The organism is Rhodobacter capsulatus, assembly GCF_005144475.1.
Classification (GTDB): Bacteria; Pseudomonadota; Alphaproteobacteria; order Rhodobacterales; family Rhodobacteraceae; genus Rhodobacter; species Rhodobacter capsulatus_C.
The window spans coordinates 23259-35808 of the sequence record NZ_SWJZ01000134.1; the positions used below are offsets into that span (position 1 = coordinate 23259).

General features: G+C 57.9%; 8 protein-coding genes. All 8 read right to left on the reverse strand.

The genetic code is table 11. From position 1 onward, the window contains the following. Position 1: 1 nt before the first annotated feature. A complete protein-coding gene (locus FBT96_RS19540; protein WP_136909615.1) occupies positions 2–3721 on the reverse strand; it encodes an AAA family ATPase in 3720 nt (1239 codons plus the stop codon). 268 nt (positions 3722–3989) lie between these two features. Next, positions 3990–4745: a Qat anti-phage system TatD family nuclease QatD gene (gene qatD / locus FBT96_RS19545; RefSeq protein WP_136909617.1), complete on the reverse strand. Its 756-nt coding sequence runs from the start codon at positions 4743–4745 to the stop codon at positions 3990–3992. Next, positions 4742–6100 (reverse strand): Qat anti-phage system QueC-like protein QatC, encoded by a 1359-nt coding sequence (gene qatC, locus FBT96_RS19550; protein ID WP_136909619.1) that lies wholly within the window; start codon positions 6098–6100, stop codon positions 4742–4744. The genes qatD and qatC overlap by 4 nt, the downstream gene beginning before the upstream one ends. After that, positions 6097–6936, reverse strand: coding sequence for a Qat anti-phage system associated protein QatB (qatB, locus tag FBT96_RS21535; protein ID WP_346655946.1), 840 nt, complete (start codon positions 6934–6936; stop codon positions 6097–6099). The genes qatC and qatB overlap by 4 nt, the downstream gene beginning before the upstream one ends. A gap of 1 nt (position 6937) precedes the next feature. Beyond that, a complete protein-coding gene (qatA, locus tag FBT96_RS19560; protein ID WP_136909621.1) occupies positions 6938–8869 on the reverse strand; it encodes a Qat anti-phage system ATPase QatA in 1932 nt (643 codons plus the stop codon). Between the two features lie 467 nt (positions 8870–9336). Continuing rightward, complete coding sequence (locus tag FBT96_RS19565) at positions 9337–11814, reverse strand: AAA family ATPase (RefSeq protein ID WP_136909623.1); 2478 nt, start codon at positions 11812–11814, stop codon at positions 9337–9339. Then, the gene (locus tag FBT96_RS19570) at positions 11811–12032 is read right to left on the reverse strand and encodes a hypothetical protein (protein WP_136909625.1); all 222 of its coding nucleotides are present in this window, start codon (positions 12030–12032) and stop codon (positions 11811–11813) included. Before FBT96_RS19570 ends, FBT96_RS19565 begins: the two co-directional genes overlap by 4 nt. 271 nt (positions 12033–12303) lie before the next feature. Continuing rightward, positions 12304–12550: hypothetical protein (locus tag FBT96_RS21105; RefSeq protein WP_212635418.1), on the reverse strand; the 247-nt coding region annotated here is incomplete at its 5' end.

The following is a 12550-nucleotide window of genomic DNA, read 5'->3' on the forward strand; positions in this document are numbered from 1 at the left end:
ATCACATACCGAAGAGGTGCTCGGCAAGATTATGGATTGTCTTACTATCAAAGCCAGAATCCTTGGTCTCTTCAGTCACGATGAGCCGGCCGGATGGATTGCTCTTGTTCCAAACGCTGATACCCCGTTCTGCGTACCAGCTTAATTTCTCGCCCCACCGTTTGACATAGTCGGCCTTATCCATCATGCCGCAATGCTCCCAGTACCAAGTGTCCTGCTTGTGCTCGATAGTGAAGTCCGGGAGACGGTAGGCACCAGCACCGTCGGTGAGCGGCTTCTCGAAGCTGTATCGGATCTTGCCTGCCTGCTCGAGTGCGTAGAGCGTATCGGCGATCAATATCTCCGATTTGGAGCTGACGAGATCCCCGCGACGTGTGGCGTGAATGAGCTTGGCGGCCAGCCAGCCCCAGCGGATACCGCTAATATCCTGAACCGACAGGTGACGCATATCAGGCGCGCCGAACAGATTGGTGGACCGCCTCGCGGTCTCGGAGAAGAATTCCGATCTCAGCTTACTGTAGTGGCTGAAGGCCCCCTGATGCAGAATCCAGACACGGTTTCGTTGGCGGGTGAGCGCGGTATATAGCATCTCGCGGGTTAGCAGATTGCTGCTGCGCGGCAGGACGAGGATCACCGCGCCGAATTCCGATCCCTGTGCCTTATGCACGGTGACGGCATATGCGAGCTCGAGGTAGGGGCTGCCTTCTTCTGAGAAATCGCCCGGCTTGAAGCTGAAGCTTTCGCCGCTCTGCGAGGCAAACTCGACTTTCGTCCAATAGAGCTTGTGCTTGCCGGCATCGCCATTGACGATGCCAACCTCCCCATTTGCGAGATAGCCGGCACGCTGACCAGCCTCTATGTTCCATCGCTTACGCGAATGGTTGCGCAAGCACATGACCTTGTCGCCATAGGTGATTTGATCGGCGCCTCGCGGCGGGATCATCCTCCAACCTCTTCCCCAGCGCTGGGCGGAGGCCAGTCGCTCGGCACGCACAGTCTGTTTGATCAGGCGATTAATCTCGGCCGATCCGCTAGCCATGTTCCTATGGGCAGAGAGGATTTGCCAAGCTTCGGCCTTTTCGCCGCACCCTTCGTTGAAATATATGAAATCGCCGCTTCCGGTGCCGCCTAACGACAGCTCAACCTGTCGTTCCAGATCATCACCGGTTGAACCCAGTTCCTTCGCGAGGACGTCGATGATCGTTTCGCGCAGATCGCCAGGCGTGTCCCAAGAACGGAATTTCAGGCGTGTGGAGTCCGCTGGAGTCTGGCCTGCGGAAATCACCGCATCCTCGCCTGGCGGTAGCGGTTTGCCGGAGAAGAGATTGGCCAGCTGGACATCGGGCAGAGACAGGGCGGGCACAAGTCCGCCTTCGGACTGGCGACGGCTGACGGTTAGCCGCGCTAGGCCCACGCCCTCGTGCGCATCGAGATGATTGATGATATCGACGAAAGGCCGCCCGGCCCCGATGGGCGGGAGCTGTTGCGGATCGCCGACCAGAATAAGGCGCGCGGCCTTAGGAAGTGCGCTGCAAAGCGAGGCGAGCTGATCTTCCGTCAGCATCGATGACTCATCGACAATGCATGTCGTTACATCAGCCGTCGCTCCATCGGTTCGCACCAGATAGCGCGCGGTCTCGCCGTCGTAGCGTCCGAATTCGTGGAGGAATTGTGCGAGCGTTCGCGCCTGTTCCGGCCTGCCAGTCTGTTGTCCCAGCCTCACGCGGGCTTTGCCGGTTGGAGCTAGGAGCAAAATATCCCGGCCCACCACCTTCTCCTGATCGAGAAAGATCTTGAGCAGCGTCGTCTTGCCGGTGCCAGCAGGCCCGGTAAGGACCGCGATTTTCGACCGCTCCAGAATTTCGAGCGCCAGGACTTTCTCGTTCTGTGCGGCTTGCTCATCCTCATCTCCGGCCACCGGGTCACCGAACTTGGCGGTGACTAGACTTGGCCAGTCGACGCTGGCAGTCGTTCCGGCCTTGAGGCGGGCTTGGACATGAGATGCGATGACGTCGCGCGCCTTATCATAGCGGCCGAGCTGCGCGAATAGCGTGCCTTCATAGTCAAGCACGCAGATCGCGCCCTCGAACTCCTCCCTGCACAGATCAAGCGTCGGTCCATCAATCGTGACGGTTCGGGACAAGGGCAGTTTGGCCACCGCAGTCGAGAGAATTTCGGCGCTGAGCAACGTGTGTCCCTGCAGCGCAGCCTGCTCCAGCGCCTCAATGACGATGGCCCTGAGCCGCAGCGGTTGATCGGGTTCGTCCAGATCGATTTCGCATTCGCGAGGCAGTGCTGGCGTTGCAGCGGATTTCTGAGACGGGAAAAGACCGCGATCAATGGTCGTCAGGCTGACCGGATTGGAGGAAAGGCGCGTGTCTTCAAAAATCAAATAGGGGTTGGCCAACACGGCCAATGCATTCGGTCGCTCAAATGCCTCTTGAGCTTGCTGTTTTGTCAACTCAAAGCAAGAGAGGAGGCGCATCATATCATAGCGATCCGGTTCCTTCTCCCTGAGACGCTTGAAGCGCTTAGACTGCATCGACGAGATCTTCGGCGCGCCGGCTGGCGAGATGCGCCCTCCATCAAAAATGGCTTCGACTACGGGCCACGGGTCTTCGCCCTCCTTAAGTTCGGAGGCGAGCGCCAGCGCAAACAATGTGCCATTGAACGTCTGATCAAAACAGGAGAGCGCGCTGCCCAGCCCTGGTGCCGAGCCCTGCATGGTCCACAAGCGGCTGAGCTCGCTATCGATCCAAGAGAGATAATTAGCCCAAGGTCCAGTCAACACCTTTGATGCAGCGTCAATTGCCGCCCGTACAGCCAGCAGCGCGGTTATTGCACTGCCATGCGTCACATGTTCGCTAGCATAGAGGAATTGCTCATAGCCCTCGCTCGGAACCTCAGCAACAAACTCCGAAAGGTCGAGGTTATCTGTTTTGGCAGCCGCTTCGATCAGTTCGTGATACGGGAGAACGACACCTCCGGTCCAAAAGCCTGGATTTTGAGGGTCTGGGCGCAAGGAATGTTGAAACGGTCTTTCCCACACCATGGACCGGATCCGACCTGCCGCCTTGCCGCCCTCATATGGATACTCATCGACTTTCCCGGTCGCGCTCAGCCGCGCAACGGCGACAATCTGGCGGGCCTGGCTTTCGGCCATGGGCGTTTGACGTGCATAGAAAAAGACCAGCGATTCTCCGTCTTCCAGAAGCGAGTTAAATCCTTCGAGCAAGCTCCTTTGATTATCGCATTCCTGAACCCAAGGTGTATCAACGATCAGCTTGGGTGCTTTGCCCTCCTGGGGCTCACGCGAAACTTCTGCATCAAGCCCGAGATCCTTTGACAGCTGCCACGCGTGCTCGCGTAGCATCCATTTGAATGGCGTGAGTACGCCACCATACGCCGGCACATGTACTTGCGCGGTCAGGATGTGCTCGTGGTCTTTGCTATAGTTTGAATAATCCAGCTTGCTTTTGTAAATGAAAGCCTCTGGAGACAGGAAAGTCGCGCGTTCCGCGAGACAGGGCGGCATCTGATCTAGGTTAGCGAACGAGTCACCTGCAGCGTGAGTCTCGAATTCATCATCCCGGTTCTGCGCGGTTCTGCGCACAGCAAGGCAAGCTGAATTCCCCTTCGGATCTGTACAGACACGGCCATTCCACTTGCTGTCATGCCAAGGAACGCGAACTGACACATGCCGTATAGCTGCTTGGCTCATGTTACATCCCTGAGAAATAGATCGATTTTCATATATGATTTCTTATCCATCAATCATTTGAGAGGTTCCGCGTGACTTGCCACTGACTGTTCATCCAATGGCGACATTTATCAAGGGTCGTTTGCGCTGATAAGATCTGAAAACCGCCCCAGAAAGGCGGTACAGAACGGTCGGTTACACCCAATCCGAGTCCCGGGACAGGGTGGTAAAGCTAAAGGATGGGCGGTCCAGATAGGAGCGCCCCCACCAGCGGCGAAGTCGATGTAAACTAGCTCAACAGTTCTCTCAGGTTCGATAGCAGCACCGACCGCATATTCTCTGCGGTAAAACCGAAGACCTCGGCAAGTTGAAAGACGGTCTCTTCGACATCGCGCGGACGCACCGTTCCGCGCGGAGTTTCCACGAAAGGGCCGTCCGTTTCCGTCAGCAATCTGTCACGTGGCAATGAGGCGACCAATATCCGATGCCGCTCGGTTCGCAGCATCGCGGTATTGATCGAGAAATAGCACCCCATTTCGACGGCCCGCCGCGCCTCCGCCTTGGTTCCTGTGAACCAGTGCAAGACTGCCTTCGAAGTATCGATAAACTTGGTGGCCTCGAGCGCCGTGAGCACCTTGGCGACGCTGCGGACACTGTGAAGTGACGCCACCTTGCGCCCCTGCTCGGCGCTGGCCCGCAGCATCCGGTCAAGGACCTGCTCTTGCTCTTTCAGATTCCGATAGAACCGCGGCCCCGCGTCGAGGCCGATCTCTCCGATGTAACGAGCCTCCGGCAAGTATCGCTCGAAAAGTGCTACCTCTTCAGCCCGTTCCGCAACGAGCTGTGGATGAAGACCAAGGGCAACCCGTACCAGCCGAGACTGCGCTGCCATCTCCTTGTTCCGTGGCCATGCCTTCGGAGTGGTCGTCACTGCCAATGTCGCGACTTCAGCTTGGTCACACTGCTGAATGAGGGCAGCATGATCCGGGTAGAGATCGAGATGGCAGTGGAAATCGACCCAACGCGGCCCCGTCTCCTTTGTCATAGAGGTCGCGCTCGAACCCCGCAGAGCAGCGCCTCCACTTCAGCAATGCCCGTGCGATAGACCTTCTCGTAATCAGCCAACCGATCGGGGTGATCGATCAGTGGGCCTGGGAGGTAGATATCGAGCCTCGCCTTCGCGGGGCGCTTACGGAGTCGAGCAATGGCACGCTGGAAGGATCGAATATGCATTCCTTCCGCCTCGCTGCTATCGAGGTCGCGCGCCTTCAGATCCGGGATTGAGTAGTCGGTTGAGTCATTCCCGAGGCCCGCGAGCATGGAAGCTCGGCGAATGAGACACGGCACACAGTATCCGCAATGCTTGGGCGCTTCGCCCTGCCAGCGGGCCTTCGAAGGCGAAGAGCAGGACATGGTGTTCGCCGCCTCCTTGGCGATGAAAGATTGGGCGCGACATTCGCGGATCATCTCACCCTTTGTCTTGAATGCGTAAGGATTAACCAGCTTCACTTTGAGACCGAGCGCAACCAGCAGCTCATTGAAACGCGCCATATAGTAGGGGTGTGTCGTCCGAGTGCTGAGAGCACCGAGACGCAATGGATCCAAGGGCACGTTCAGAGAAATGAGACCGTTCTCCGGGACATGCACGATCTGGTCGCCGCCCAATGCGTCAGCCGCCAAGACAGCGAGGGAGAAAAAGAGGAAGGATCTGCCCCGCAGCGTGTTTTCGGAGCTGCCAGTGCCCAAAACGTCATGGCCGAAACCAATTCGAGCGCGGACGTGCCTTATGCCGAGAGTGCTGTATTGTCCCTCGAGGGCTTCCCTGCAATGTGTCTGCGATTTGCTCGTTTCGCCGTCCCAGTAATGGCTGATTAGCAACGGCGCTTTGCCAACCGCACAAAGATCTATGGCGCCGATAAAGCTGTCCAGTCCACCGGAGAACAAGCAAACCTCCAGCGCGGAACCTAGGCGGAGCTTCGACGCCGGGGCGGATAACTTCGAGTAAGCACTCGGTCTGGCGCGGAATTGCAGCGTCCATCGATCACCGGTGAGAAAATTCAGCATTTTCGCCAGCAATGGCTCGACTCTTCTCCAGAGAACGGGATCGGACACCGGGACATCAAGACCTAGTTCACGGCTCCATCCATCCTGCGCATGGGCGTCTCGTGAAATCCGAGTGTCCGCAGCGGTCAATGCTACAGAGATGAGTGACAAATCTATCGCCGTCTCCGATGGGACGATGCCCAGATCGGCCAAGTCGTCCATCGCCTGGCCTAGTCCAAAATCAAGTCGAGCATCTGCGTCGAGCATATCGAACGGATAGGACGTATTGTCGGCCAAAGTGGAAGACGGTTTGTCTTCTGGGCCGAGCTTGAGGGTGATAACCTGGCGCCCCTTCATTCAGCTTCTCCCATGAGGCTAATCAGCTCGAACCCAGCTTCGTAAATGTTGTCGATCGTGTTCATCATCTCCGCGTCCGAGTGGACCGGCCCATCCAGAAGGGGTGCCAAAGCCCCTCTGGTGTGACCCGCGACGAAATCGTGGAGCTGTTCCTGCATGTCCTCCATAGCTTCGACGCTGGCAGAGCGTGCCATCCCGCGCGTTGCCATGTCGGTGATGATCCGACCTTCGATGGAACGGATGATGAAATCCAAGAAGAACTCCCGACGTTCGGCGTCCGACATGGCGCCGAAGTCGTTCATCCCTGCATCGGCAAAATCGGAGATCGCGTCCAGCATCGCCTGCCGCGCGATTGCCTCATCCAAGGCTCCGCCGGGCGGACAGATGAAATCCAAGAGCGCTGTGAAGACTTCCGCAGCCGGCCGGGATGCCAGAGACCCGAGGTTGAATTGCTGAAGAGCGGTAGCCGCTCCGAAGCTCTCCACATTTCGCACGAGGCCCAAGAGGCGAGCGCCCGCCGACCGCGAAGCGCCCATGCGCCGAGCGGCGCCGCGTGCCCCGCCCGTCCCAGAACGCACATAGCTGGACAAAGATTTGCCCAAGTCGCCGCGATCTCCGGTCTGGGCGAATTTGTTGAAGCTTCTCCTCGCACTTCGGAAGTTGCCTGAATCTGCTGGCACGACCTGGGGCGCGCTCGGCTGTGCCGATCCATCAGGAGCAGAGGGAGCCCCCGACGGCGGCTGCCCCGGTGCTGGAGCTGTTGCCGGTGACGGGTCATCCGCCCAGCTTGGCACCAGTCCACCACTGGGTCCGCCGAAACGTGTCGAGGTTCCCATGTCAGACGCTCCTCACGCGTGGCAACGACTTTGAAGCTTTCGCGGCAGATTGCAGGGTCTTGTTCTCGGATTGCTTCGCCCACTGTTCTTTCACGAGGTCAAAGCGATCAATCCAGTTGTCCGACTGCAGTGCCTTAGACCAGCTGGATACGGCCCAAGTTCCGATGCGCCCGGTCGGCAGTGCCTCGAGAAGCTCTACGAGGCGCCCCTGCAATGCGGGGTGAATTTCCACTAGCAGTGCCAACCCATCGACGCCGTCCGGCTTCTTGGAGGGTTTGTCTGAGGCGAGGATGTTGTCACGCAGCGCATTGAATACCGTCTCGGGCTCCATCCCCGTCAGCTTGCTTACGTCTTCGGCGCTTTGGGCGACCGCAATGCGACCGGCCATCAACTTTTCGATGATAGCCTCGAGGTGCTGATGGGCGGCAACGCCGGACAATGCGCTGCGTTTGTCCCGGGTAACGAAGACATACGGCCGCAAGTCCTTGCCTGCCAGCTTCGGCTCAGTCTTCGCCCAGCGAATGATCCACTCGCTAGTCAACCATTCACCGACCTCGGATGGAGGTTCGACTGGCTCTTCGTCCGCGGCCGACACGGATTGTGCCGAACCACTGACTTTCGCATGACCCTCAAGCGCCTTGATCGCTTTTGGAGATCCGTTGATATCACCGGCCGCGAGCTTCGCCAGTTCCCCATAAAACGAAGGCGCGAAACGCTCTGCGAGCATGATTTTCGCGAGGGTAGACCGCTCGATGTCGTCAGCGAATCCACGTTCTTCTGCGATCGCCTCGCGCAGCATCATCGTATTGAGGAAGCGCTTGATCTGCCGTGGGTTCCCGTGCGCGCCCTCGCTCAACACCGCACTGACTTGGGCGCTTATGGCCAGGGCATTCTCAATGGGAGCCGGTAACTTGCCGAGCTTCTCTTCAATTGCCGAGCGGTCGAGCCCCTGGATGAGCCACGGCTTCTTCAACTGGTCCCGCGCCGCGGAGATCAGCCGGGCAAATGTCGGATCGTCGCTTCCGAGGGCGTTCTCGGCTAGAAGCAGCGACACGTAGATGCGCGTCTCCGCCGCACCCAGTGCGGGAATGCGGAACGGGACCTGGATCAACTTCTCGAGGTAGTTTCTAGAGTAGGTCACCGGACCCGAGGATGGTGGGAGGTCCGGGAAGTGGTCCTTCACGGCATACTCGATCATCGCCTCGTCGGCACCGATGATGAAGGCGGTGCGCTCGACGAACAGAAAGAGCCTGATCGCCTCCAGGGTGGCGATGGCGGTGCTCGGCAGGCAGCGATCCAGGTCATCCACCATGACGACCAGCCGTTTGATTTTCGCTGCATCGAGCAATGCTACGAATTCTTCCCTGAAGGCATGCATATGCGCGGGGGACCCGCCCGCCTCTTCGGGAGCATCCTTTACAAATTCGCTGGCTGTGCTCGCCCAGTCAACGAGTTTCTCGATCGAGATAGCCTCGCCGGGATTGTCCACAAGGCCCTTGATCAGGCCTACTGCATCCGAGACAAGGTCCGGCGTCGGGACCCCGGAGAAGGCGGTCAATGCAAGCCCGCCCGTTTTGCGGGCGAGCTTCAGCCAGTCGATGCGTTTTCGCAGCTTAGTGGCCGCTTCCTTGACGCCTGCCATCTTCGGCCGCGCCCGGGTGAGTTCTTCCACAACGGTTTCAATGACCACCGTTTTCGCGTCGTCAAAGCCCTCGAACGCCCAGCCATTGAACCAGACGCAGAGTGTCCCGTCGTCGTCCTCCCAAGAGGACTGGATCATTTTCAGGATGCTGGACTTCCCGGCCCCCCAGTCGCCATGAATCCCGATGGTCAGAGGATCATTTTTGGAAGCGTCGATCAGACGGACAACGGTCCTCGAGATGGCTTCGAAGTAAAGAAGATCGGTCGCGGTTTCTTGGTCATTCAAAAACATAGCGAAGCTCAAATTACCCTGTGGCTGAATCAACCTCGCCTAACCGCGCCCCGTAGTCCAGATGTTCTCGTGGAAATATTGAAACGCGAGCTCACGCCAATGGCGACCGGCGACCGGCGACCCGTTCCAGTTCGGTTCGACGTGTCGCCTGAACGCAGCGACTACCGCCGCATCATTCTGTCCGAATATTATTGCCGAACACCAGCTAAGGGCGGCGGTGCCACGGGGCGGGTTCGTCCAAGGGCGAACAGGTCACGAGGCCAAGACCAACGTGAGGGGCGGAAACCGGTCTAACGGCGGTGCGGCATGGCAGACGCAGAAACCTTGCCAGAGCAGCCGTTCGGGCCGACCGCAGCGAAATCACAGTCGCTTCCGCCCCAAGGGGGGGGGGAGCCGACCTTCGCAGCAGGCGCAAAAAAACGTAAGCGAGCCGCACTTGTCCAAATAGCCTCAGTTGTCTTCGAAACCTATTTTCCCTTAAGATTAATGTTTATTGACTGGCAATCGCACCTCAGCTGCACTGAGCTTCCTTTTCTAGGGACGACGTAGGGTAAAGTTCCACATTTCTCGTTCGAGCAACGCATGCTCTCGAGTAGAAGTTTGTATGCAGCAACGACTTTCGCGAATTCGCCGCTCTCAAAGTTCTCCCATTCGTTGAAGTGAACCGATGGATTTATAGCCCATTGCTCAACGTATGTTGCCGCAATCAACGCATTCGATTTGTCACGTTTTCCTTCGAGTATGCTCTTCTCTTCGTCGTTGCCCCAGTGGGCGGCGGCTTTGATCCCTTTATCGAGGCGATCTTGCCAGCGTTTCAGGACGGGCGGCAGGAGATCGCCAAGATCGTAATGGCCGTCTCCGCGAAATTCCACTTGAGCGCGGAGATTGTCGGCAAGGACAGTGGCGATGTACTCTAGGTAGCGGCGCAGGAGCCAGGCTGCGCGCGGCACATCGTTCTTGTCGAGCTGTTGGTCGATCTCCGTCCAAATCTCCTGATCATCCCAGATGCGCGGCCCGAACTCCACGCTCCAGCCGCCGAATAGCTGGCTCTTTGCTATCAGCTTCTCGGTCTTCATATACTGCAGCCAGACCCGATCATGGGTCGTGAGGACGAACTGCGTGTTTGGAAACCTCGTCTTAAGCAGGCGACACACCTCACGTCGATGGCCCGTATCGACGGACATCATCACATCGTCGAGCACGGCGAAGGTAAACTTGTCCCCGAGCGTGTACTGCATTAGCGCAAGATAGAGGCACAGCCCCATCCCGTCTTGGTGTCCCTCACTGTGATATGCGCCAGGCGGAAACGTGCCCCTGCCGTAGAAGTCCACATTGAAGCTTAGTTTTGCGGGTTCGGCCTTGAGTTCTCCGACGAATTTGCCGTCATCGTCGTTGATGGCCTTGTAAAGCGCTGTGAACTCCTTCGCGACAGCGTCATAAATATCTTCCAGCACGTCGTTCGAGGTCTGTACATAATGATCATAGACCTTCTCGGCGACGGTGCTGCGCTGCGCGCTTTCCTTTGCGGAGCGGTTCGCTTCGATTAGGCGGGCATAGCGTTCCTGTAGCACCGTCAGGGACTGGATTGCCTTTTCTTTGGCGGAACTGTCGGGCAGCGCCGCGATGACCTTGCGTAACTCCCCAAGCAGGGCCTGAACGTCGCCGGGCAAGGCCCACCAAGCGTCCTGTATGGCGGTAATCGCGGGGTCGAGCTGCGCGTGATCCTCGCGAAAGTCCTTGATCGTGGTCAGAATCTGTTTCAGCCGCACCGCGTATGTGGCCAGCGTCGCGATCGCGACGGCAGGTTCTAGAGCCTTGGCATAGCTCGCTACTGTGCGCAGATCGGCGATGCGGTCTTCGACGGCTTGCTCGATAGTCTGGAAATTCGTGTCCAGCTTCTTCAATATCTTGCCGATGGCATCGCTGCTGATTAGCTTTTCTTCAAGATGGGCGCGCAGCGCCTCGGCATCCCATGGCGAATCGCAAAGCGGACACGCTTCGCTCTCGTCACTTACGAATTCCAGCCCCTTAGTGATAAAGCCATGCTGCCGCGCCAGTGTCAGTGCAGCGCTATCCTCTTTTAGCTTGTTCAGCGCGGCAAGCGCATCACCGCGTGCGCCGGACAGTGCATCGGGCTCGTCTTGCGCGGCACTCTCGGTCAGAGCCTTGAGGTCAGCCAGCGCGACGGATTTGACCAGAGCGGACTGCTTGGCCCCTTCCTCCTCCTTCTCATCATCCACTGCGCCTATGAAGATGGTTTCGGGTGTCAGTTCCGTGAGGTCGGGGAGTCCGAGCACCTTGCGGTGTTCATTGGCCTTCTCCATCACGTTTTCACGTTTGAGCGTGTCAACGCCAATAGCGGTTTTGAGGTCTTGTTCCGCTTTGCTCTTCGCGCCCGTTGCGTCTCTCGCCTCCTTGGCGGCGTTGTTTTTGAACGTATTCAGAGCTTTACGCAGATCGCCGATGCGATCAAGGCGCAAGAGATTCTGCACATCGGTCGAGCGCTGCGACGGCGGCGTGATGATGTATTTGGCGATCTCGCGCCGCGAAAGCGCAAACTCGGGATGGGCCTGCAGGCTGTAGACGATCTCCTCCTCGGCTCCGCCGGAGGGCGTGACGCTCACCTGCTTCGGAGACTTGACCGACCGCGCGATGATCACGTCCTTGCCGAGCGAGGGAATATGCGCCGTGATCTCGACCTTGGCCTTCTCAGGTGCGGTTCGGCTGTCGACATGCGGGCCATGTTTGGCGACGCTGAGTTCTCCCTGACCCTGCCCCGACAGGCGGGTCAAACTGCCGGTGAGGCAGAATTCTATAGCATCGACAACACCGCTCTTGCCCGTGCCGTTCGGTCCACATATTCCGAAATTCTTACCGCCCAGATCAAGGGTGAGGTCTTTGATCCCCCGAAACTCTTCAATATGGACTGTCTTAAGCCGGATCATGCGCCGTCTCCTATCGCACCATTCTCCTCATCCTCGGGCGGCGGAAATAGCGCGGCACTGATCTCGTCCGGTTTAAGGGCCTTGCCGCTCCGCAGTAGTGCATCCAGTCGGTCTGCCGCATCGTCTTCGATGGCCTCGTCCGCCTTCATCACCTCAAGAAACTTCTTCAATACCTTCGCAAGTGTGGGTGAAATGGGCGGGCCTTGATCTTGATCCATAGATAATTTAACTCCTGATAGGCCTTGCCCCATGTTTGTTGGTCATGCAACAATTATTGCCCCGGGCTATACCATGCAAAATATTGGCCTGTGGCTATACATTTCTTTTCTGTGGTGCAGCGAAAGGTGGTCTTACCAAGGTCGGCGTTGGGCCGGAGGGCTTCGATTGCAACACTAGGGGCAAGGAATGGTCGTCCGCTGCGCAGCGCATAAATGATCGCGAGGCGCTGAAATCGGAAAAAGACCTTTCAGCAGGATGTTCCATTTTCAATCATTCGTCGAACTGGGATGCATCGGCTAAGAAGTCTTCGATAATGTACAATGAAGCCATATGCCGCTCATGCGGCCAGTCAGTCCCACATGGGCAGTCGTCGTCACGTTGTTCCCGCTGCCAGACGCCATCCTCGCTGACACGGTAGAACCAACCGCGATTTACCAGGCTGCTGAAGAAGTCGTCGTCTCGGAACAGTTTTCTTTCGGCGCAACCTGCTGCGTTTGGTTTTGGCTCCATCGACGCA